The sequence below is a fragment of the Pseudonocardia sp. DR1-2 genome (assembly GCF_023717215.1).
Taxonomy (GTDB): domain Bacteria; phylum Actinomycetota; class Actinomycetes; order Mycobacteriales; family Pseudonocardiaceae; genus Pseudonocardia; species Pseudonocardia alni.
In genome coordinates this window covers 102,930-125,217 of the sequence record NZ_JAMQOF010000010.1, presented here as the reverse complement: position 1 = coordinate 125,217, position 22,288 = coordinate 102,930, and the positions used below count along the sequence as shown (strand labels likewise).

Here is a 22,288-nt window from a genome sequence, read left to right as displayed (position 1 = left end):
CTGCTTTCCATCTCACGGAAGGCAGGGAGCTGCGATGACGCACCCCCGGTTCTCCTCGACCCAGCGCCGGCGCGCGGTCCTGTCGAGCTATCTCGGCAGCCTGATCGAGTACTACGACTTCCTGCTGTACGCGACGGCCTCGGCCGTCGTGTTTAACGCGGTCTTCTTCTCCGACCTCGACCCGCTGGTCGGCACCGTCGCCGCCTTCGGCACGCTGGCCACCGGCTACCTGGCCCGCCCGCTCGGCGGGATCGTGTTCGGCCACTTCGGGGACCGGGTCGGGCGCAAGAGGATGCTGGTCATCAGCATGGTGCTGATGGGGGTGGCGAGCACCCTGATCGGCCTGCTCCCGACCTACGCGCAGGTCGGCGCGCTGGCCCCGGTACTGCTGATCGTGCTGCGGGTCGTGCAGGGCGTCGCGGTCGGCGGGGAGTGGGGCGGCGCGGTCCTGATGTCGGCCGAGCACGCGTCGTCGCGGCGGGGCCTGTGGGCGAGCTTCACGAACGCCGGCGCGCCGAGCGGCATGGTGCTGTCGACGCTGGTGCTGGCGCTGTCGGCGTCGCTGACCGGGGACGCGTTCCTCACCTGGGGCTGGCGGATCCCGTTCCTGCTGAGCGTGGTGCTGCTGGGCATCGGCCTGTTCGTCCGGCTGTCGGTCACCGAGACCCCGGTGTTCGCCGCGGCGGCCGCCGCACAACCGACGACGCCGGCCCGCGCCCCGCTGCTGGAGGTGCTGTCCCGGCCGCGAAACCTGCTGCTCGCCGTCGGCGTGGGGTTCGGGGCCTTCGTCGCGCAGGGGACGCTCACCACGTTCCTGATCTCCTACGCCGTCGGTGCCGGGTTCGAGCGCCAGACCGTGCTGAACGCGCTGACGCTGTCCTCGCTGGTCGCCATCGTGGGGATCATCGGCTTCTCCGCGCTGTCGGACCGGGTCGGACGGCGGCCGGTCGTCCTGGGCGGGGCGGTCGCCACCGGGCTGTGGTGCGTCGCGATCTTCCCGATGATCGACACCGGCTCGGCGGTGCTGCTCACCCTCGCCGTGGTGGTCGGGCAGGGCGTGACGCACGCGGCCTGGTTCGGGCCGTCCGCGGCGCTGTACTCGGAGATGTTCTCCACCGGCTCGCGCTACACCGGGGCCTCGCTGGGCTACCAGATCTCCGGGATGGGCGCGGGCCTCTCGCCGGTGCTGTTCGCATCGCTGCAGGCCGCCGGGTTCGGCACCGGGACGCTGTCGGCGGTGATCGGGGTGCTGGCGCTGGTCTCGGTCGGGTCGGTGCTCGCCCTGCGCGAGACCTCCCGCGACGGGCTGGACGACCCGGACGTCCCCGCCCCCGCCGGCACCACCGGGAGGACCGCGACCCGTTGACCCGGCGGACGGGCCTCAGGTCCGGGCGTCCTGCGGGGCCGTGGTGGGTGCCGGCAGGCGGGACGCGGCCACCGCGACCACCACCGTCACCAGGGAGACGCCCGCCGCGACCAGGAAGGCCGCGTGCACCCCGGCCGCGTCGACGCCGGCGCCGGCCGAGGCCAGCGTCATCACGGTGATGAACAGTGCCGTCCCCGCCGCGCCCGCGACCTGCTGCAGCGTGGTGAGGATGGCGCTGCCGTGCGAGTACAGCTCGCCGGGCAGCGAGCCGAGCGCGTCGGTCATCAGCGGCGTGAACATCAGTGCCAGCGCCGCGGACAGGCCCACGTGCAGCACCACGACCAGCCAGATCGGCGTCGCCGCGGCCAGGGTGGTGAACCCCCACATCACGATCGCGAGCAGCACCGACCCGGGCAGCACCAGCGGACGGGCGCCGACCCGGTCGTAGGCCCGGCCGACGAACGGGCCCAGCAGCCCCATCACGAGCCCGCCCGGCAGCACCACCAGGCCGGCGACGAACGCGCTGTCGCCCAGCACCTCCTGGATGTAGAGCGGCAGCAGGATGATCGCGCCGAACAGCGACATGAACCCGGTCGCGACGAGCACCAGCGACAGCGAGTACCGGCGGACCGCGAACGGGCGCAGGTCCAGCAGCGGAGCCGTGCCGGTGCCGCGCTGCAGCCGGACCTGGCGGTGCACGAACACCGCCAGCGCCGCCGCACCGAGCACCAGCGGCACCCACGGCGGCACCGCGGTGTGCGCGCCCCCGGCGGCGGACTCGCCGATCGCGGACAGCCCGTAGACGATCCCGGAGAACGCGACCGCCGAGATCAGGACCGAGGCGACGTCGAGCGGGGCCCGCGTGGTCTCCGCGGCCACCCGCAGCCGCAGTGCCCCCGCGACCAGGGCGACCAGCGCGATCGGCAGCACGATCCAGAACATCCAGCGCCAGCCCAGCGCGGAGAGGATCACCCCGGACAGCGTCGGACCGACCGCGGGCGCCACCGCGATGACGATCGAGATCGTCCCCATCGTCTGCCCGCGGCGGCTCGCCGGGACCAGGCGCAGGATCGTCGTCATGAGCAGCGGGATCATCACCGCGGTGCCGGTGGCCTGCACGACCCGTCCGGCCAGCAGGAACCCGAAGGCCGGCGCGACCGCGCACAGCAGGGTGCCGGTGCTGAACAGGCCCATCGAGGCGAGGTAGACCGACCGCGGCGGGAACCGCCCCAGCAGGTAGCCGGTGATCGGGATGACCACGGCCATCGTCAGCAGGAACCCACTGGTCAGCCACTGCGCGGTGGCCGGGGTGACCCGCAGGTCGGCGATCAGCGCGGGCAGCGCCACGCTCATGATCGTCTCGTTGAGGATCATCACGAACGCCGAGCCGACGAGCAGCGAGATGATCAGCAGGGCTCCGGCGGGCAGCCGCTCGGCGTCGCGGCCGGCGGCCGGCTCGGTGGTCACAGCGTGCTCCTCGGTACGTGACGGACGCGCCCACCCGCGGCGCCGGCACACGGCGCGACCGGACGAGGGGGTGGCGGTGTGCGAGTGCACCACGGCCGGGCGGGCGGTGGCGAGCCGTTTCCGCCCGGGCGCGGAGGGGGACAATGGCGCCATGTCCACCTACGACGTCGTCGTGGTCGGGGCCGGTCCCGCCGGCTGCGCCGCGGCACTCAACGTGCTGCGGCTGCGACCGTCGGCGTCGGTGCTCCTGCTCGACGCCGCGGCCTTCCCCCGCGACAAGACCTGCGGCGACGGCGTCGCGGCCGAGGTGTTCGACCTGCTCGACGAGCTGGGTGCCACCGGGGTCCGGACCCTCGGCGTCGCGGCACCGCGGCTGCGCCTGCGCACCCCCCAGGGCCGGGTCGTGCACCGCACCGCACCCCGGCCGAACCGGGTGGTCACGCGGCTGGAGCTGGACGCGGCGCTGGTCGACGCGGCCGTCGCCGCCGGAGCGCAGCTGCGCCGCCACCGGGTCCGCACCGTCGTCCCGCACGGCGACCGGGTGCTGCTCGACGACGACGTCGTCGCGAGGATCGTGATCGGCGCCGACGGGGCCCACTCGGTGGTCCGCCGCGCGCTCGGCGCGCCGGGCGTGCCGCCGTCGTCGACGGCGGTGGCGATCCGCGGGTACACCCCGGTCGCCGCCGAACCGGGGACGCTGTCGATCGAGTACGCCGGCGGCGCCGTCCCGGCCTACGCCTGGTCGTTCCCGATCGCGGGCGGCGGCGCGAACGTCGGCTACGGCGTGTTCGACGAGCGCGGCGCCGGGAACCGGGCCTCGCTGCTGGAGCGGCTCGCCGCGCTGCTGCCCGGCCAGGAACCGGACCCGTCGACGCTGCGCGCGCACCACCTGCCGCTGTCCACCGCGCCCCGGTTCCAGCCCGACGGCCGGGTGCTGCTGGCCGGCGACGCCGCGGCGAAGGTGAACCCGCTGACCGGCGAGGGGATCTTCGACGCCGTCGCCTCCGGGATCCTCGCCGGGCGCAGCGCGCTGCGCGGCCACGACGCGGGCGCCGCCCACCGCGCCGCCATGGAGCGGACCTTCGCCCGCCACCACCGCCACGTCGGGACGCTCGCCCGGCTGGCCGCGCGTCCCGCGTTCCTCGACGCCGCGATCGGCGCCGCCGCCCGGAGCAGGCGGGTGTTCGACTGCGCGGTCGAGCTGGGGCTGGCGCGGGGCACGGTCTCCCCCGCCGCACTCGCGGTCGTCGCCGCGCACCTGCCGGGTGCCGCGCTCGGCGGCGCGGTCCGGCGCCGCGCAGCCGCCCGCTCCGGGGTGTGAGCCGGTACCGGCCGACGGGCCGCGGCCGCCGGGCTCCGGTAGACAGGACGGCATGGAACAGGTCGTGCTGCTGGACGACGACGGCAACCCGGTCGGCGTCGCGGACAAGGCCACCGTGCACGGTGCGAGCACCCCGCGGCACCTGGCGTTCTCCTGCTACGGCGTCGACGACGCCGGCCGGCTGCTGGTGACCCGGCGCGCCCGCACCAAGACCGCCTTCCCGCTGGTCTGGACCAACACCTGCTGCGGGCACCCCGCCCCCGGCGAGGACATGGCCGACGCGGTGCACCGCAGGCTGGCCGACGAGCTGGGCATCCGCGCGACCGAGCTGCGGATGGTGTTACCGGACTTCAGCTACCGCGCGTCGCAGGACGGGATCGAGGAGAACGAGCTCTGCCCGGTGTTCGTCGCCCGGATCAGCGGCGAGCCCGAGCCGCGCCCCGACGAGGTCGAGGACGTGGCCTGGTGGAGCTGGTCGCGCTTCCGCGCCGCCGCCGACGACCCGGCCTCCGGGCTGTCGCCGTGGGCGCGGATGCAGGCCCCGCTGCTCGACGTGCTGGCCGACCCGCTGCTGGTCGGCGCCCGGGGCTGAGCCCGGGACTGGTGGAATGGGCGGGTGGTCCCCGACCTGTCCCCCGACCTGTCCGGCGCACTCGGCGCCGCCCTCGACGACGCGCTCGACCGGGTCCCCGCCGCGCGGCTCGCGCCGGTGGTCGACCGGCTGATCCGCGACTACCGCAGCGGCACCGTGCCCACCGCGCCGATCCTGCGCACCGACGACGACGCGGCGGCCTACGCCGCCTACCGGATGCCCGCAACGCACGCGGCGGTCGTCGACGTGCTGGAGCGGGCCGCCGCGCGGGTGCCGGAGCCGGTGTCGCTGCTCGACCTCGGCGGGGGGACCGGTGCCGCGGTGTGGGCCGCGGCGCAGGTGTGGCCGTCGCTGGAGCGGGCCACGGTGCTGGAGGCCGCGGCGCCGGCCCGGGCGCTGGGGCGCAGGCTCGCGGGCGGGGCTCCGTCGGCGCTGCTGCGCGGCGCCCGCTGGGAGGCCGCGGTGCTCGGCACCGCCCCGGCGCTGCCGGACACCGACCTGCTGACCGCCTGCTACCTGCTCGGGGAGCTGCCGGTGCCGGTGCGCGACGCCGTCGTCGACGCCGCCGCCCGGGCCGCGCGGGTGGTCGTGCTCGTCGAGCCGGGGACGCCGGCCGGGCACGCGCGCATCCTCGACGCCCGTGCCCGGCTGCTCGCCGCGGGCCTGACCGTCGCCGCGCCCTGCCCGCACGACGGCGCCTGCCCGGTGACCGACGACGACTGGTGCCACTTCGCCGTGCGCGTCGGGCGCAGCTCGCGGCACCGGGTGCTGAAGGCCGGTTCGCTGGGCCACGAGGACGAGAAGTTCTCCTACGTCGTCGCCGTGCGTGACGACGACGGCACCGTCGGACGGGCCCCGGGCCGGGTGGTCCGGCACCCGCACACACGCAAGGGACTGGTGACGCTGCGTGTCTGCGAGGCGGACGGGACGCTGCGGGACACCCCCGTCCCGCGCAGTCGTAAGGAGCTGTTCCGGCACGCCCGTGACACCGCGTGGGGCGACGCCTGGCCACCCGGGTGAGCCGTCCGGGTTGCTTGCAAGCGGGGGAGGCGAACGTCACAGACCGGACGCGCCGGGGAACGTTGTGAATCTGTAACACCGACCGGCATCGTGGGCGACTGACCGGGCGAGACGGCCATCAGGTGGGCCGCGAGCAGCAGCATTCTCACAGATCGAGCACGACCATGAACGACTTCGTCGCCGGCGCCCCCGCCGACCGCCTGCCCACCCTCGTCCGCACCCGTACCGGATACCGCGTGTACGACCCGGCCCTGATCGCCGGCACCGACTACGTCGTCGACGACGCGGGTGACCTCGTCTACACGAAGCTCCCGGCCGGTGCGATGACCGGCACCGCCGTCGTCGCCGCCGCGGTGGTGGCGCTCACCGTGGGTGAGAACAGCTGGTCCTGGTCGGCGCTGGCGTTCCTCGTCTGCCTGCCCGTCGCGCTGGGGCTGGCGATCGGGGTGCTCTCGGTCATCCACGCGGTCACCGACCCGGTCCGGGCCTACCGCGCCCGCACCGGGCACACCCGTTTCGCCCGCGACATCGCCGCGACCGACACCGCCTCCTGGCAGCTCTGCGCGCGCGCCGAGCGGCTCGCGGCGACGCCGTCGTGGCAGGCGGGACGGATCGACCCGACCCGCACCCTCGGTGTCCTGCTGTGGACCGCCGTGGCCGGTGGGGAGGCGTGGGCCGCCGACGCGCTGACCCAGCTGGCCGAGCCGGCGACGGGCCCGGACCTCACCTCGGTCTGATCCCGGGTCCAACCGCCCCCACCCGCCGCTCGAGCCCCGCGTCATGTCCCCAGGGTCACCCTCGTAGCGCTCTACGCCCCGAAGGTGACACTGGGAGCAACAGCAGCAGGGGAAGACGGGTCAGACGGCGTAGCGGGCGACGGGGAGGAGGGCGTCGACGTCGCGACGGTCGGAGTCGGTCGCGACGCAGGCGCGCAGCGCGCGTTCCAACGCGGCCTCGTCCAGCCCGGTCCCGATCAGGACCAGGGTGGTGCGGCGGGGCTCGTCGGGGTCCCACCGGCTCCGGCGGAACCGCACGTACCGGCCGACGGTGTGCAGGTCCCAGCGTTCCCGGTCCGGGGCGGCGGCGAAGCGCACCGAGCCCTTGATCCGGTACAGCCCGGACGGCCGGGCGTCGAGGAGGTCCTGCAGGCGGGCGGCGTCGAGCGGCTCGTCGCACAGGAACGTCAGGCTCTGGTAGCCGGCGTGCAGGTGGTGGGAGTGCGGCTCGTCGACGCGCTCGCCCAGCATCAGCTGGCGGCCCGGCACGATCTCGATGTCGAACAGCAGCGCCGGGTCCACCGCGCCGTCGCGGACCGGGACGATCGGGGCCCGCGGGTTCGCCTCGCGGCACAGCCGCCGGACCCGCCACAGCGGCCCCGGCCCCACCCGGTCGATCTTGTTCAGGACCACGAGGTCGGCGATGCCGACGTGCTTGTCGAGCTGGGGGTGGCGGCGCCGCGAGTCCTCGAACTCCGCGGCGTCGACGACCTCGACGAGCCCGCCGAAGCTCAGGTGCTGGCCCAGCGCGTCGAGCACGAGCTGGACCAGCGTGCCGGGCTCGGCGATGCCGCTGGCCTCGATGACGACGACGTCGATCTCGTCGCGGCGGCGGGTCAGTTTCTCCAGCACCGAGGAGACGCCGCCCTCACCGACCTCGCAGCACAGGCAGCCGTTGCCGAGCCCGACGACGTCGCCGGCCTGACCGGCCACGCGCATCGCGTCGATGCCGACCGACCCGAAGTCGTTGACGACCACGCCGATCCGCGCGTCCCCGCCCGCGGCGAGGAGGTGGTTCAGCAGTGTCGTCTTGCCGGCTCCGAGGAATCCGGCCAGCACCACGACCGGGATCTTCCGGGGCATCCGTCATGCCTACCACGTGCGTGTCGACGCACCGTGACGTGGTCGTGACCCGTCACGGACCTGTCCGGGGACCCCGATCGGACCACTACAGTGCGGCCATGCCCGACACAGCTGCCGGACGCCCGCCACGCGGAGTGATCGCCGTCGCCGGAGAAGCCCTCGTCGACATCGTCCCCGCCCCCGCGCAGGGGTACTGGGAGCTCGCGCCCGGCGGCAGCCCCGCGAACGTCGCGGTCGGGCTGTCCCGCCTCGACGTGCCGGCCCGGATGCTGGCCCGGCTCGCCGACGACCTGCTCGGGCGCAAGCTGCGCGACCATCTCGCGGACAACGGCGTCGACCTGTCGCACTCGGTCGAGGCGGACGAGCCGTCGTCGCTGGCGATCGTGGAGCTGGCCGCCGACGGGCAGGCGTCCTACGACTTCCGGATCGCGGGCACCGCGGACTGGCAGTGGACCGACGACGAGCTCGCCGGTGCCCTCGACGACGGCCCGGCCGGCCCGGTCGTCGCCGTCCACTCCGGATCGCTGGCGCTGACCACCGCCCCCGGTCACGACGCGCTGCGCGAGCTGCTCGCCTCCGCTGTGGACACCGCGACGGTGAGCTACGACCCGAACTTCCGGCCGCTGCTGATGGGTACGCCGGAGGAGATCCTGCCCGGCGTGCACGAGCTGCTCGGCGTGGCCGACGTGGTGAAGGTCAGTGAGGAGGACCTGGGCTGGCTGCACCCGGGCCGCGAGCCCGGCGACGTCGTCGGCGAGTGGCTCGAGCTCGGTCCGGCGGTCGTCGTGGTCACCCTCGGGGCGAACGGGGTGCTGGCCGGGACGTCGTCGGGGCTGCACCTGGTGCTGGCCGGTCGCACCGTCGAGGTCGTCGACACCGTCGGTGCCGGGGACAGCTTCTCCGCGGCGCTGCTCGCCGGTCTGCACCGGCGCGGGCTGCTCGGCGCGACCGCCCGCGACGACCTCTACCGCATCGACCGGCCGACGCTGGAGGCCGTGCTGACCGAGGCCGTCGCGGCGTCGGCGATCACCTGCTCGCGGCACGGCGCGAACCCGCCCACCCGCGCGGAGCTCGACGCCGCGGTCTGAGCCTCAGCGGTGCTCGCGGGCGAGCATCGCGGTCTGAGCCTCAGCGGTGCTCGCGGGCGAGCATCGCGGTCTGCGCCTGCTGCTCGGGCTCCGACAGCTCGCGCGGCTTCCGGTCGGGGAAGTCGCGGGGCTGCCCGGTCGCGGCCGAGCCGGGCGGCAGGCTCAGCGTGGCCGCGGTGCTCTGCGGCAGCGCCCACTGCCGGGCCCAGTCCATGTGCATCGCGGTGGGGCCGCCGGCGTTGCCGAAGTAGTCCAGCTGCATGGTCATGTTCATCGGGCGCGGCGGGAACTGGTCGGTGTCGGTGTTGGAGTACCACTCCTTCCCGTTCACGTACGCGGTGATCTTCTCCGGGGTCCATTCCAGCGCGTAGGCCGACCACTGCGTCGAGTCGTGCTTCACCGACCCGTAGTCCTGGTCGTTGCCCGGTCCGTAGTGGAGGAAGAAGCTGGTCTTCTGGCGGGAGTCGTCCATGATCTCCATCCAGTCGACCTCGCCGCCGACCGGGAAGTCCTCGGCCACCGGCCAGAGCAGCAGCAGCGCGTTGATCCCGCCCCGGCCCTCGTCCGACTTCACGCAGGCCTCCCAGCGGCCGTACTTCTGGCCTGGGTGCCAGCTGACGGCGCCGGTGTTGCCGTCGGCGTCGGCGGAGATGGTCATCGCCCCGTCGGCGACGGTGACCGCCTCCGGGGTGCGGGTGCCCTTCTTGTTGTGGCCGGGCTCGGGGCCGTAGGGGTGCCAGTCCGGCGGGACCGTGGTGCCGTCGAAGTCGGACTCGCGGGCGGGCGCGCCCCAGCCGAGCTCCTGCGCCGCGGTCTCGGTGCAGTGCGACGACGCCGGGGGTGCGGCGGGGTCGGCCGGGGTCGCCTTCACTGTCCCGCCGGCCGGGTCGCCTCCCGGGGTCGCGGTGCCCGCGGCCGGGCCGGTCGGGTCTCCGCCGGCCGGGCCGGCCGGGTCTCCGCCGGCCGGGGCGGGCGCGGCCGCGCCGCTGTCGTCCCGCGGGGGCACCGGGTCGTCGGCGACGGTCCGGGTCACGGCGGCCGCCGGAGGCGCGGGTGCCGCCGACGCCGTCGACGCACCGGCCGTCGTGACCGCCGACAGCGCGAGCGTCGCGGCGAGCACCGCCACCGTCGTCCTGGTCCTGGTCCGCACCGTGGATCACTCCCGTCACTCGGTCACCTGCGGTCCCATCTCACGTGCGGTGGGTGAGGAGCACCAGTCGAACCACCCGTCCGGGGAGCGCGCGGACGGGTGGGATGCGGTCGCCCGTGGACGGACGGTGATCCTCCTGCGGGTACCGGTGACGTCGGGTGACCGGCCGGTGCGCGACGGCGGGTGTGGCACCCGTCGCCGCGCGGGGCGCCCCGCGGACGCAGGTGTCGCACCCCGGCGGGGGCTCCCGCACCCGCCGCGACGGGTGCGGCGACCGCACCAGGGGTGCGACGCGCCCCGGGGTGGGGACCGGGGACGGACCGCGCGTCCGCCTGCCACAGTGGCGGCGTGGCTCGCCCCGACCTCGCCGTCGCGCTGGACCTCGCCCCGCACCCGGAGGGTGGCTGGTACCGGCGGACCTGGACCTCACCGGTCGTCGTCGCGACCCCGTACGGTCCACGCCCCTCGGCGACGGCGATCCTCTACCTCTTCGACGCCCCCGGCCGGTGGCACCGCGTCCGGTCCACCGAGCTGTGGTGCCGGCACTCGGGTCCCGAGGCGGACCTGGTCCTCGGTGGTGACGGGCCGGACCCCGTCCCCGGCGCCCGGTTGCGCCTCGGGCCGGCCGGCCCGCAGCAGGAGGTCCCGGCCGGGGTGTGGCAGCGGGCGGAGCCGGCGGGGCCGGGGGCGGTCCTGGTCAGCTGCGTCGTCTCACCCGGGTTCGATTTCGCCGACTTCGAGCTGCGCTGAGCCGGGCGCCCGCCGGCACAGGAGGTCAGCGGCGCAGCAGGCCCGCGAGGTCGCGGGTGTTGCGGATCCGCTCCGGGTCCACCCCGCAGGCGACGGCGCGGGCGCAGCCGTGGTCGAGCCAGTCGAGCTGCCCGGGGGCGTGCGCGTCGGTGTCGATCGTGAACTCGCACCCGGCCTCGACTGCCAGACGCAGCAGCCGCTTGGGCGGGTCGAGGCGCTCGGGCCGGGCGTTGATCTCCACGGCGACGCCGTGTTCCGCGCAGGCGGCGAAGACGGCGTCGGCGTCGAACTCGGACTCGGGGCGCGTGCGGCGGCCGGTGACCATCCGGCCCGTGCAGTGCCCGAGCACGTCGACGTGCGGGTTCGCGACGGCGGTGAGCATCCGCTCGGTCATCTCGTCGCGGGGCATCCGCAGCTTCGAGTGCACGCTGGCCACCACCACGTCGAGCGAGGCGAGCAGGTCCTCGGACTGGTCGAGGGCGCCGTCGTCGAGGATGTCCACCTCGATGCCGGTGAGCACCCGGAAGTCCGACCCGGACGCGGTGATCCGCTCGTTGAGCTGCGCGATCTGCTCGACCTGGCGGCGCAGCCGGTCCGCGGACAGCCCGTTCGCGACGGTCAGGCGCGGTGAGTGGTCGGTGACGACGAGGTAGTCGTGGCCCAGCCCGATCGCGGTCTCGGCCATCTCGGCGAGCGGGGAGCCGCCGTCGGAGGCGTCGGTGTGGCTGTGGCAGTCCCCGCGCAGGCCCTCGCGCAGCCGCAGCGCCGCCTCGGCCAGGGGCACCCCGGTGGCGTCGGCGCGGGCGACGGCGTCCTCCAGCCGTCGCAGGTAGACCGGTTCCTCCCCGGCGACAGACTCCCCCACGCAGCGCGCGGTCACCTCGCCGACGCCCTTCAGGTCCGTGAGGCCGCCCGAGGCGTGCAGCCGGGCCAGCTCCTCGGCGTCGCGACCGCGCAGCGCGGCGGCCGCGGTCCGGAACGCGCGCACCCGGTAGGTCGACTCCTGGGCGCGTTCGAGGAGGAACGCGATCCGGCGGAGGTCGGCGACGGCGTCTCTCACCCCGCGCAGGCTAGCGGCGCATCCACCGGCGGGCGCGCCGCGTCCACGCCGTCTCCCACACCGTGGGCAGCCTGCGCTCCAGGTCGAGCATCGTCGCGGTGTCCCGGCCGTGCAGCACACCGAAGGTGAACCCGTTGTCCCGCTCGGCGCCGGCGCGGGCCCCGAGGGTCCGCAGGGTCTCCCGGGAGACGACGGCGTCCTGGTGCTCGCCGAGCACGTCGGAGACCTTCTTGAGCCGCTTCGCGAACGCCCGCGCGTCCTTCCCCACACTGGGCCGGGCGACCTCGGTGGCGTAGCGGAGCTGCTTGCCGGTCTTGCGGGCGTCGTGCAGCGAGTCGGGGGCGACCTGACCGGCGTCGAGGTCGGCCAGCGCACGTTCCATCCGCCGCTCCAGCTTGCGGGCCGTGCGGCCCACCATCGCGGGGAGGACGGTGATCGCGGGCTTGCGGGCCCGGCGCGACAGCGGCGGGTCCGCGAGCAGCCGGCGCAGCGCGCCCTGCAGCGCGGCGTAGCGCTCCCCGTCGACGACGTCGAGCACCGCCGCCCCGGTCTCGGCGCGGGTGCGGGCGAAGTGCCGGGTGACGGCGGCCCGCACCGGTCCCAGCAGCAGCTCCGGCTCCAGTGCGGTCAGCCGGGCGTTCAGGCGCTCCTCCTGGACCTCGGCGTCGCGCTCACCGGCCAGCGCCCGGCCCAGCCAGCGCAGCTCGGCGACCACGTGCGCGGCCCGCGGGCCCTCCAGGAGCCCCGCGTAGGTGCGCAGCGCGCTGCGCATCCGGCGGGCGGCGATGCGCATCTGGTGCACCGCGTCCGGGCGGTCGGCGCGCAGGTCCTGCTCGCGCGCGGCGAGCGCGTCGACCTGGTCCCCGAGGTAGCGCAGCAGCAGCGCACCGGCGCTGCCCCTGCGCCCGGTCCGCCGCGGCGGGTCGACGGGCGCCGCCTCGGCCAGCAGCGCGGTCAGCCGGGCGTACCCGCCGCGCGGGGCACGGACGAGGCCGGTGGTGCGCAGGGCGTCGTCGAGCTGCTGCAGCAGGGCGGTCCCGGCCGTCCCCGGTTCGACGACGGCCTCGGTCCAGCTCTCGACGGTCGCGGACCCGCCCAGCGTCGCGACGTCGACCTGCTCGCGGGTCAGGGTGGCCAGGTCGCGCCCGGCGTCGTCGCGCATCCTGCTGACGGTGCGGGTGACGTGCACCCGGCCCACCGGCACCAGCGGCGCGTCGCCGCGGACCCGGCGGACGAGCGCGTCGATGCCGTCCGGGACCGACCGGTCGGCGACGCCCTCGACCTCGCTGCCGGACAGCGGGACGCGCAGGTCGTCGTCGGGGCCGGCGTCGGGCAGCCGCAGCACCCAGGCCGAGCCGGGCGCCACCACCGAGGCCCGGTCGGGCACCACGTGCTCGACGACGAGCTCGATGCCCGCGGAGAACAGCCGCAGGTCGGCGGTGTCGAGGCGTTCGACCTCGCGGACCTCGGCCGCCACCACCGGCACCACCTCGTGCACGCCGTCCACGCCGGACAGCCGCGGCGCGCCGGTGTGCGCCGGACCCCGGTAGGTCAGGGCGAGCGCGGACGGGACCAGGGCCGGGTCGGTCGTACTCATCCTCCGGGGTTCCCCGGCGCGGGGACGATCACGCGCGGCCATCCGGGCGATACGGCCGGTTCAGACGGCCTTGCCCGGGTTCAGGATGCCGTCCGGGTCCAGGGCCGCCTTCACCGCCCGCTGCAGGGCGAGCACCTCCGGGCCGAGCTCGCGCTCCATCCCGTCGCGCTTGAGCAGGCCGACGCCGTGCTCGCCGGTGACCGTCCCGCCCAGCTCGACGGCCGCGCCGATGATCTCGTCGAACGCGGCGCGGGTGCGGTCCCGGGCGTCCGGGTCGTCGTGCGGGGTGAGCATCAGCGGGTGCAGGTTCCCGTCGCCGGCGTGCGCGACGGTCGCGATCCGGACCCCGCGGCGACGGCCGATGTCCTCGATCCGGGCGAGCATCTCGGCCATCCGCGGCCGGGGGACGCAGACGTCCTCGGTCAGCATCCCCATCCCGAGCTGCTCCAGCGCCGGGTAGGCCATCCGGCGGGCGGCGAACAGCGCCTCGGACTCGGTCTCGTCGGTCGAGGCCATCGCCTCGGTCGCCCCGTGCGCGGTGAACGCGGCCAGGATCGCCTCGGCCTCGGCCTGTGCGGCGGGCTCGGGCAGGTCGGTCTGGGCGATGAGCAGCGCCGCGGCACCGGTCGGCAGGCCCGCGTTGCGCCACGCGTTGACCGCGGCCAGGCACTCCCGGTCGACCAGCTCGAAGACCGCGGGCTGCAGCCCCTGCTCGGTGACGGCGGCGACCGCGGCCCCGCAGTCGGCGAGGGAGTCGAAGAACCCGACGACGGTGCGCGGCGCGGCCGGGCGGGCCGGGCGCAGCTTCACGGTGACCTCGGTGATGATCCCGAGCGTCCCCTCCGAGCCGACCATCAGCCCGGCGAGGTCGTAGCCGACGACACCCTTCGCGGTGCGCCGCCCGACCCGCACGACCTCACCGGTGGCGGTGACGACCTCGAGGGCGAGCACGTAGTCGCGGGTGACGCCGTACTTGACGCAGCACAGCCCGCCCGCGTTGGTCGCGACGTTGCCGCCGATCGTCGACCAGGGCGCCGACGCCGGGTCCGGCGGGTACCAGAGGCCCTGCTCCGCGCAGGCGGCCCGCAGGTCGTCGTTGACCACCCCCGGTTCGACGACGGCGAGCCTCTCCCCCGCCGAGATCTCGCGGATCGCAGTCATCCGTTCCAGGCTGATCAGGACACAGCCGTCGACCGCGTTCGCCCCGCCGGACAGCCCGGTGCCCGCACCCCGCGCGACGACCGGGACCCGGTGGGCCGCACAGGCCCGCACGGTCGCGGCGACGTCGGCGGTGGTCCGTGCCCGCACCACGCAGAGCGGCGTTCCGTACTCGGCCCACTCGGCCTCGTCGTGGACGTAGGGGCGCACGACGTCGGGGTCGGTGAGGACCCGGTCGGCGTCGAGGGCGGCGGCCAGCTCGGCGAGCACCGCGCGCCCGGCGGCGTCCGGGCCGGAGGCGTCGAGCTCCGCGGGCGCGGTGGACCCGCCGAACGGCCGCCCCTCCGGTTCGACGACGACGGGGGCGGCAGCGGTGGCGCGGTCGGGCATGCCCACGACGGTAGGTCGCCGACGCCGACGCGGCCAGGGATCAGCGACCCAGGCGTCCCGCGAGCTCCCCGGCCAGCTCCAGCCCGGACAGCCACGCCGTCTGCACCCGGGACCGGCCCCAGCCGTCCCCGGCCAGGGCGACGCCGTCGTCGTCGAGGTGGAAGGCCTGCTCCCGCGTACCGGCGGGGGCGGCGAAGCGCCAGCGGTGCACGTGCGTCCAGTCCGGCTCCGCGGTGATGCCCAGCAGCTCCCGGACGGCGGCGGTCATCGCGGGCACCGCGCCGGCGGGGTCGGCGTCGTGGGCGCGGGCGAGGTCGCCGGTGGAGTGCGCGACGAGCACCGGGGCGTCGTCGCCGCGGCGGTCGCCGTCGTCGGCGACGAGGGACAGGACGGGGTGGTCGTTGACGAACGCCGCGGGCAGCCGCGGCCAGTCCCGCGCGGCGAACCCGGCGGTCAGGGCGAGCACCGGGTTCCACTCCCGCCCGGCGACCGCGGCGCCCGCGGGGCTGTCCGGGTCGAGCAGCCGGGCGGCCTGCGGGTCGGGCATCGCCAGCACGACGGCGTCGGCGCGCTCGCCGTCGACGGTCGGGCCGTCCGGGCCGGGGCGGACCCGCTCGACGGTGCGGCCGGTGCGGACGACGAGGTCACGGGCGGTGTCGTTGACCAGCGACCGCAGCCCGGCCGGCGCCGCGAACCGCAGCGGGCCCGGATTGTCCGCGCCCCGGCCGGTGCCGTCGAACACCGCGAGGGTGTCGGTCCACCCGCGGACCAGGCCGTCGTCGCGCCAGCGGCGGACGCGGGCGTCGAACCGGTCGTCGGAGACGGTGAAGTAGGCGGCACCGATGTCGGCGGGACGGCCGTCGTGGCGGTGCACCGCGAGCCGTCCCCCGGCTCCGCGGGCCCGCTCGTACACCGTCACGTCCACGCCGCGGGCGGCCAGCTCCGCGGCGCAGGTCACCCCGGCGATGCCGGCCCCGATCACGATCACGCCCACACCGGGACCCTAGGCGGGGGTCGCCCCGGCAGCACGTCCACGGTTAGGGTGACCTAACAACGAGGGGGATGCGATGGAACACGTGACCGACGAGGCCAGGCTCCGGGAGATCATCGGCGAGGTGCCCGCGTTCATCCGGGACAAGGCGCGCGACCGGGTCGACCCGGTGACCGCGGAGTTCCTGGCCGCGGCGCCGTTCTTCCTGCTGGCGACGACCGGGCCGGACGGCGTCGACGTCTCGCCCCGGGGCGACCCGGCGGGCTGTCTGCTGGTCCTCGACGAGCACACGATCGCCTTCGCCGACCGCAAGGGGAACCGCAGGCTCGACTCGATGCGCAACATCCTGCACGACCCCCGGGTCGGGATGATCGTCGTCGTGCCGGGGTCGAACGACACCGTGCGGATCAACGGGCGGGCCCGGATCGTGTACCGGCCGGACTTCGCCGACCGGCTCACCGTGAAGGGCTCGACGCCCGAGGTGGCGATCGTCGTCGAGATCGACGAGCTGTTCCTGCACTGCGCGAAGGCGTTCCTGCGCTCGGCGCTGTGGGACACGGCGACCTGGCCGGGCACGGGCGCGGTGCCCAGCGCCGGGAAGCTGGTGAAGGGCCAGTACCGGGTGCCCGGTCCGGCGCGGGCGATCGACGCGGCGCTGCGCCGCGACGGGCGGGTCAACCAGTACTGACCCGGCCGGCGCCGGTGGCCGCGTCGAGCAGGGCGGCGACGCGGTCGTGCCGGTCGCGCCACCAGGCGGCGCGGTCCGGGGCGGCGGCGACCGCGGCCCGGTGCACCGGCTCGGGCGCGACCCGCGGCACGGGCAGGAAGCCCCCCTGCGGGGCGAGCGGCTCGGCGACGACGTCGGCGGCCAGCAGGGAGACCGTCCCGAGCCCGCAGGCGTGGTGCAGCTCCGGCAGCGCCCCGGCGAGCGCGAGTCCGGCGGCGAGCCCGACGCTCGACTCCACCGCCGAGGACACGACGACCGGCAGCCCGACCTCCTCGGCGATCCGCAGGGACCGGCGCACCCCGCCCAGCGGCGACACCTTGAGCACGACGACGTCGGCCGCCCCGGCCCGCACCACCCGCATCGGGTCCTCGGCGCGGCGGATCGACTCGTCGGCGGCGATCGGCACGTCCACCTTCCGGCGGACGGCGGCGAGGTCCTCGACCTCCCAGCAGGGCTGCTCGACGTACTCCAGTCCCCCGGCGGCCCGGTCCAGCTCGCCGATCGCGACGACGGCCGTGTCGACGTCCCAGGCGGCGTTGGCGTCCACCCGGACCAGCCCGGTGGGGCCGAGCGCGTCGCGGACGGCGGCGACGCGCTCGACGTCCCCGGACAACGGGGCACCGGCGTCGGCGACCTTGACCTTCGCGGTGGTGCAGCCGGAGGCGCGCACGATCCGCTGCGCGTGCTCGGGGCCGACGGCGGGCACGGTGCAGTTGACCGGCACGCGGTCGCGCACCGGCTCCGGCCAGCCCACCTCGGCCGCCTCGCGGGCCGCGGCCAGCCACGCGACGGCCTCGCGGTCGTCGTACTCGGGGAAGGGGCAGAACTCCCCCCAGCCGGCCGGGCCGGGCAGCAGGAGGCCCTCGCGCACGGTGATCCCGCGGAACCGGGTGGTCATCGGCAGGGAGTAGACGTCCATTCCCGCTCGCTTCCTACCGCCAGTAACTTACTGCGGGTAAAGTCTCCGACGTGACCGCGCAGACCGTACCCGGCCCCCGCCGCCGCGTGCCCAGGGCGGAGCGGGAGCGTCAGATCGTCGACGCGGCCGTCGCCGTCTTCGGCGAGCGGGGCTACGCCGAGGTCTCGATGGAGCAGGTCGCGGAGCGGGTCGGGGTCACCAAGCCGGTGCTCTACACCCACTTCGGGTCCAAGGAGGGCCTGCTGCTGGCCGCGATCGCGCGGGCCCGGTCCGAGCTGCTCGACGTCGTCGCACAGGCGGCGGGGGCCGCGGAGTCGCCGGAGGCGATGCTGCGGGGCGGGACGCTGGCCTTCTTCCGCTACCTCGACCGGCGGGCGCCCGCCTGGCAGCTGTTCTGCTCCGAGGCCGGGGTCACCGACACCGCGCTGGAGGAGATCCGCGCCCAGCAGACCGACTTCACCGCCGCCCTGCTGGCCGCGCAGGTCCCCGGCACCGAACCGGCCCGGCTGACCGGCTGGGCGCAGGTGATCGTCGGGGCCTGCGAGCGGCTCGCCGTCTGGCGCGGCCAGGACGAGTCGGTCACCGCCGAGCAGGCCACCGAGTACCTGATGGACCTGGTCTGGACCGGCCTGGCGGGCCTCGGCCACCGGGCCTGAGTGCGCGTCCGGGACAATTCCCGGCCATGAGCACGACCGCACCACGCCTGCTGCAGGTGGCCCGCACCGAGCGGGTCACCCCCGGCATGGTCCGGGTGACCCTGACCGGCGAGGAGCTGGCCGGGTTCCCCGGGCACGGCCCGGACCGCCGGATCAAGATGTTCTTCCCGGTCGAGGGCCAGGAACGGCCCGCCGTCCCGCGCGCCTCGACCGGCGGACCGGTCTGGCCCGCCGGGGAGGCCCGCCCGGCGATCCGCACCTACACGGTGCGCCGCTTCGCCCCCGACGCCGGCGGCCACGGTGAGCTCGACGTCGACTTCGTCGTGCACGCCGGGCACGGCCCGGCCGCCGCCTGGGCCGTGTCGGCCGCCCCCGGGGACTGGGTCGGGGTGTCCGAGCCCGGCGGGCGCTGGGAGCCGGACCCGGCCGCCGCGCACCACCTCGTGATCGGCGACGAGTCCGCGCTGCCCGCCATCGCGACCGTCTGCGAGACCCTCGCCGAGGCCGCCCCCGGGGTGCCGGTCCGGGTCGTCGCCGAGGTCGCCGACGCCGGCGAGGAGCAGACCCTGCCCGGCGACGCCGCCGTCACCTGGGTGCACCGGGGCGACGCCCCGGCGGGCGAGCCGCTGGTCGCGGCGGTGCGGGCCGCGCAGCTGCCGGGCGGGCGCGGCCAGGCGTGGCTGTCCGGGGAGTCCGCCGCGGTCAAGGAGCTGCGCGCGCACCTGCTCGGCGAGCGGGGGTTCGACCGGCGCGCCGTCTACGCCACGGGGTACTGGCGCGCCCGGTGAACCGACAGCCGGCGCACAGCCGTCGCACAGGTTCGTGCGGTGTGCTCCTAGCATGACCGAGGTGATGGACCGGGACGCCGACCCGCTGCGCCGCGCCGACGGCGGCCCGATCCGGGTGCTCGTGGTGGACGACGAGTCGACGCTGTCGGACCTGCTGTCGATGGCCCTGCGCTACGAGGGCTGGGAGGTCCGCGCCGCCGCCGACGGCATGTCCGCGGTGCGCCACGCCCGCGAGTTCCGCCCGGACGCGATCGTGCTGGACGTGATGCTGCCCGACTTCGACGGCTTCGAGGTGCTGCGCCGGGTCCGCGCCGACACCCCCGAGGTGCCGGTGCTGTTCCTGACCGCGCGGGACGCCGTCGAGGACCGGGTCGCGGGCCTCACCGCGGGCGGCGACGACTACGTCACCAAGCCGTTCTCGCTGGAGGAGCTGGTCGCGCGGCTGCGCGGGCTGCTGCGCCGCGCCGGGATGGCCGCCGCCCAGCGCTCCTCGGAGCTGGTCGTCGGCGACCTGGTGCTCGACGAGGACGCGCACGAGGTGTCGCGCGCCGGCGACCCGGTGGAGCTGACCGCGACCGAGTTCGAGCTGCTGCGCTACCTCATGCGCAACCCGCGCCGGGTGCTGTCGAAGGCCCAGATCCTCGACCGGGTGTGGAACTACGACTTCGGCGGCCAGTCCAACGTGGTCGAGCTCTACGTCTCCTACCTGCGCAAGAAGATCGACGCCGGGCGCCGGCCGATGATCCACACGGTGCGCGGCGCCGGCTACGTGCTGCGTCCCGCGGCGGAGTGACCCGGTGGTCGTCACCCGCGTCTCCGGCCGGGTCCGCTCGCTGCGGGCCCGGCTGGTCGTCACGGTGCTGCTGCTGTTCACGGTGGCCTGCGTGGCGATCGGCGTCGCGACGACGCTCTCGCTCGACCGCTACCTGTCCACCCGGCAGGACCACGAGCTGTCGTTCTCCCTGGAGGGCTTCGTCGCCCAGCAGACCGGGCGCGCCCCCGGGCGGCTGACCCAGGACGACGGCGACGGGACCGGCGCCCCGGCCGGGGACGGCGGCCGGCGCCCCGGCCCACCCGACGGGGTGTTCCTCGGTCCCGGCCCGAGCGCGAACGCGATCGGCGCGGTGTTCGACGACGGCCGTGTCGTCGTGGCCCGGCTCGCCCAGCGCGGCGGCACCAGCACCGCGGTGTCCGGCGACGACCTCGGCGCGCTCCGGTCCGTGCCCGCCGACACGGCACCGCACGACGTCACCCTGTCCCTGGGCGACTACCGGGCGGTCGGCTGGACCGAGGGGACGACGACCTACCTGATCGCGCAGCCGGACAACGCCGGCGCCACCGTGACCAGGCTCGTCGTCACCGAGCTCGTCGTGCTGGGCGGGGCGGTGGTGCTCGCGGGCATCGCGGCGGCCGTGCTGGTGCGCCGTGAGCTGCGCCCGCTCGAACGCGTCGCCGGCGTCGCCGCGCAGGTCGGGGACCTGCCGCTGGACCGGGGCGAGGTCCACCTCGCCGCCCGCGTCCCCGACCCCGACCCCCGCACCGAGGTCGGCCAGGTCGGCACCGCGCTCAACCACATGCTCGACAACGTCGAGGGCGCGCTGGCCGCCCGCCAGGAGTCCGAGACCCGGCTGCGGCGCTTCGTCGCCGACGCCAGCCACGAGCTGCGCACCCCGCTGACGGCGATCCGCGGCTACGCCGAGCTGTCGCGCCGCGAGCGCGACCCGGTCCCGGAGCGGACCACGCACGCACTGGCCCGGATCAGCTCGCAGGCAGAACGCATGTCCACCCTGGTCGAGGACCTGCTGCTGCTCGCCCGGCTCGACGCGGGCCGCCCGCTGGAGCGCGCCGAGGTGGACCTCACCCGGCTGGTCCTCGACGCCGTCGGGGACGCCCACGTGGCGGGCCGCGACCACCGCTGGTTCCCGCAGCTGCCCGACGAGCCGGTCACGGTCACCGGTGACGCCCACCGGCTCGCCCAGGTGGTCACCAACCTGCTCGCGAACGCCCGCACCCACACCCCGCCCGGCACGACGGTCACCGTCTCCCTCGACCGGCCCGTCCCCGGCCGGGTCCGGTTGCGGGTCGCCGACGACGGCCCCGGCATCGCCCCGGACGTGCTGCCGCGGGTGTTCGAGCGGTTCGCCCGCGGCGCGGAGGGACGCACCCGCGCCGGGAACGACACCCCCAGCACCGGGCTGGGCCTGGCGATCGTGGCCGCGGTCGTCGCCGCCCACGACGGGACGGTCGGGGTCGACAGCAACCCCGGCCGGACGGTGTTCACCGTCGACCTACCGGTCTGAGTACGGCTCCGCGGCCCCGGGGTCGACGGGCGGGTCGGCCGGGGCGAGGTCGGTGGACAGCCGGCGGATGAAGTCGTCCATCGCCTGCTGCATCGTCTGGCGGAAGGCGCCGAGCAGCGACTGGGTGGCGACCGGCTGCAGGGCCTCGACCGCCGTGCGCAGGTCCGCGACGCCGCTGCGGGGCAGCCCGGCCGCGACGTGCGCCGCCCAGACCTGCTCCCGGAACAGCTCGACGAAGATCTCGGCGATCTCACGGGTGCGGGTCAGCAGCTCGCCGCCGACCTGCTGCACCGCCTCCGGGGCCAGACCGAGGGCGACGGCGTGCGCCCCGGAGCGGACCATCGACGGGTTGAGCACACGCAGACGCCCCGGGCCGGTGCGCTCGATCATCCCGGAGGCGACCAGCTGCCCGACGAACTCCGGGGACGTCCGGGCGCCGGCCCACTCGGCCAGGTCCTCCTCGGCGAGCTCGACCGGCTCCTCCGGCTGCCACGGGGCGAGCATGCCGCGGTAGAGGCGCAGCGCCTCCTCGGCGCTGCCGGAGGGGGTCTGGTTGATCAGCACGCCGATCGCGGCGAGCGAGAACCCGCGCCGCTGCAGGCCGGCGATCAGCTCCAGCCGGGCCAGGTGGACGGGGCCGTACCAGGCGGTGCGCCCGCGCATCTCCCCCGGCTGCAGCAGCCCGCGGGACAGGTGGGCGCGCACGTTGCGGACGGTCATGCCGGCACGCGCGGCGAGCGTGTCGATCGGGAACTCGTCCCCGGCCGTCGGCGTTCCGGACATCGGCGCTGATCCTACCCGGGGCAGCCGGGCGCGCACGGCGACGACGGGCGGGCCGCAACCACCCCGTGACCCGCGGCGACGACGGTCGCGGGCGCTCACCCGACGATCAACGATGTCATCGGTTGCCCGATCCGCACCGCGACATCGAACAGACACCGATCCACACCCGGTTCCTGCTGGTCATGGGCGCAGCGTAGCGGAACGTTGACACGAGTACGTGGCGGGATAGTACTGTTCATGGGTGTCGTCGTCATCACGGTCGACGCGCCCGACCCCGGTCGCATGCCCGCGACCGGTGCACGCCGG

The 22,288-nt window shown here is 75.7% G+C and carries 21 protein-coding genes; 12 read left to right on the top strand and 9 right to left on the bottom strand.

Going from position 1 to position 22,288, the window contains the following annotated elements; all coding sequences use genetic code 11:
* Positions 1-34 precede the first annotated feature (34 nt).
* Entirely contained in the window at positions 35-1,366 is a 1,332-nt protein-coding gene (locus tag ND486_RS25385; protein WP_179760795.1) for an MFS transporter, read from the top strand.
* Between the two features lie 15 nt (positions 1,367-1,381).
* Here ND486_RS25385 and ND486_RS25380 read toward each other — a convergent pair whose 3' ends face one another.
* Positions 1,382-2,833 (bottom strand): DHA2 family efflux MFS transporter permease subunit, encoded by a 1,452-nt coding sequence (locus ND486_RS25380; protein WP_251786888.1) that lies wholly within the window; start codon positions 2,831-2,833, stop codon positions 1,382-1,384.
* A 151-nt stretch (positions 2,834-2,984) separates the two neighbouring features.
* Between ND486_RS25380 and ND486_RS25375 the strand changes: the two genes are divergently transcribed.
* The 4 genes from ND486_RS25375 (at position 2,985) to ND486_RS25360 (ending at position 6,503) form a co-directional block, all read left to right on the top strand.
* Entirely contained in the window at positions 2,985-4,154 is a 1,170-nt protein-coding gene (locus ND486_RS25375; RefSeq protein WP_251786887.1) for a geranylgeranyl reductase family protein, read from the top strand.
* A 52-nt stretch (positions 4,155-4,206) separates the two neighbouring features.
* Positions 4,207-4,746, top strand: a complete 540-nt coding sequence (gene idi / locus ND486_RS25370; protein ID WP_062400875.1) for an isopentenyl-diphosphate Delta-isomerase — start codon at positions 4,207-4,209, stop codon at positions 4,744-4,746.
* 24 nt (positions 4,747-4,770) lie between these two features.
* Entirely contained in the window at positions 4,771-5,766 is a 996-nt protein-coding gene (locus ND486_RS25365; protein WP_251786886.1) for a small ribosomal subunit Rsm22 family protein, read from the top strand.
* A gap of 164 nt (positions 5,767-5,930) precedes the next feature.
* Entirely contained in the window at positions 5,931-6,503 is a 573-nt protein-coding gene (locus ND486_RS25360) for a hypothetical protein (protein WP_251786885.1), read from the top strand.
* Positions 6,504-6,623: 120 nt separating this feature from the next.
* Here ND486_RS25360 and ND486_RS25355 read toward each other — a convergent pair whose 3' ends face one another.
* Entirely contained in the window at positions 6,624-7,625 is a 1,002-nt protein-coding gene (locus ND486_RS25355) for a GTP-binding protein (protein ID WP_251786884.1), read from the bottom strand.
* Positions 7,626-7,723: 98 nt separating this feature from the next.
* On the opposite strand from ND486_RS25355, the gene ND486_RS25350 reads away from it, so the two are divergent.
* Positions 7,724-8,713 carry a carbohydrate kinase gene (locus ND486_RS25350; RefSeq protein ID WP_251786883.1) on the top strand — a complete coding sequence of 330 codons (990 nt, stop codon included), beginning with the start codon at positions 7,724-7,726 and terminating at the stop codon, positions 8,711-8,713.
* A 40-nt stretch (positions 8,714-8,753) separates the two neighbouring features.
* Here ND486_RS25350 and ND486_RS25345 read toward each other — a convergent pair whose 3' ends face one another.
* Entirely contained in the window at positions 8,754-9,863 is a 1,110-nt protein-coding gene (locus tag ND486_RS25345; protein ID WP_251786882.1) for a glycoside hydrolase family 16 protein, read from the bottom strand.
* A 348-nt stretch (positions 9,864-10,211) separates the two neighbouring features.
* On the opposite strand from ND486_RS25345, the gene ND486_RS25340 reads away from it, so the two are divergent.
* On the top strand, positions 10,212-10,613 hold the full coding sequence (locus ND486_RS25340) for a cupin domain-containing protein (RefSeq protein ID WP_251786881.1): 402 nt from the start codon (positions 10,212-10,214) through the stop codon (positions 10,611-10,613).
* Between the two features lie 25 nt (positions 10,614-10,638).
* On the opposite strand, the gene ND486_RS25335 is transcribed toward ND486_RS25340, so the two are convergent.
* From ND486_RS25335 to ND486_RS25320, 4 genes are read right to left on the bottom strand one after another with little or no spacing between them, the layout of a single operon-like run.
* Positions 10,639-11,673, bottom strand: a complete 1,035-nt coding sequence (locus ND486_RS25335) for a PHP domain-containing protein (RefSeq protein WP_251786880.1) — start codon at positions 11,671-11,673, stop codon at positions 10,639-10,641.
* A gap of 10 nt (positions 11,674-11,683) precedes the next feature.
* A complete protein-coding gene (locus tag ND486_RS25330) occupies positions 11,684-13,270 on the bottom strand; it encodes a CHAD domain-containing protein (RefSeq protein ID WP_208822628.1) in 1,587 nt (528 codons plus the stop codon).
* Positions 13,271-13,330: 60 nt separating this feature from the next.
* On the bottom strand, positions 13,331-14,818 hold the full coding sequence (locus ND486_RS25325) for an FAD-binding oxidoreductase (protein ID WP_251786879.1): 1,488 nt from the start codon (positions 14,816-14,818) through the stop codon (positions 13,331-13,333).
* Between the two features lie 40 nt (positions 14,819-14,858).
* Positions 14,859-15,812: an FAD-dependent oxidoreductase gene (locus ND486_RS25320; RefSeq protein WP_251786878.1), complete on the bottom strand. Its 954-nt coding sequence runs from the start codon at positions 15,810-15,812 to the stop codon at positions 14,859-14,861.
* A gap of 73 nt (positions 15,813-15,885) precedes the next feature.
* On the opposite strand from ND486_RS25320, the gene ND486_RS25315 reads away from it, so the two are divergent.
* On the top strand, positions 15,886-16,497 hold the full coding sequence (locus tag ND486_RS25315) for an MSMEG_1061 family FMN-dependent PPOX-type flavoprotein (protein WP_251786877.1): 612 nt from the start codon (positions 15,886-15,888) through the stop codon (positions 16,495-16,497).
* Here the strand turns inward: ND486_RS25315 and ND486_RS25310 are convergent.
* A complete protein-coding gene (locus ND486_RS25310) occupies positions 16,484-17,455 on the bottom strand; it encodes an o-succinylbenzoate synthase (RefSeq protein WP_251786876.1) in 972 nt (323 codons plus the stop codon). The genes ND486_RS25315 and ND486_RS25310 overlap by 14 nt on opposite strands.
* Before the next feature lie 50 nt (positions 17,456-17,505).
* On the opposite strand from ND486_RS25310, the gene ND486_RS25305 reads away from it, so the two are divergent.
* From ND486_RS25305 to ND486_RS25290, 4 genes are read left to right on the top strand one after another with little or no spacing between them, the layout of a single operon-like run.
* A complete protein-coding gene (locus tag ND486_RS25305; RefSeq protein ID WP_224403274.1) occupies positions 17,506-18,111 on the top strand; it encodes a TetR/AcrR family transcriptional regulator in 606 nt (201 codons plus the stop codon).
* A gap of 26 nt (positions 18,112-18,137) precedes the next feature.
* Positions 18,138-18,899, top strand: a complete 762-nt coding sequence (locus ND486_RS25300) for a siderophore-interacting protein (protein ID WP_251786875.1) — start codon at positions 18,138-18,140, stop codon at positions 18,897-18,899.
* A gap of 52 nt (positions 18,900-18,951) precedes the next feature.
* The gene (locus ND486_RS25295) at positions 18,952-19,692 is read left to right on the top strand and encodes a response regulator transcription factor (protein WP_226355643.1); all 741 of its coding nucleotides are present in this window, start codon (positions 18,952-18,954) and stop codon (positions 19,690-19,692) included.
* Between the two features lie 4 nt (positions 19,693-19,696).
* Positions 19,697-21,199 carry a HAMP domain-containing sensor histidine kinase gene (locus tag ND486_RS25290; protein WP_251786874.1) on the top strand — a complete coding sequence of 501 codons (1,503 nt, stop codon included), beginning with the start codon at positions 19,697-19,699 and terminating at the stop codon, positions 21,197-21,199.
* On the opposite strand, the gene ND486_RS25285 is transcribed toward ND486_RS25290, so the two are convergent.
* A complete protein-coding gene (locus ND486_RS25285) occupies positions 21,188-21,982 on the bottom strand; it encodes a MerR family transcriptional regulator (RefSeq protein ID WP_251786873.1) in 795 nt (264 codons plus the stop codon). The two genes, ND486_RS25290 and ND486_RS25285, sit on opposite strands and share 12 nt — an antisense overlap.
* Positions 21,983-22,288 lie beyond the last annotated feature (306 nt).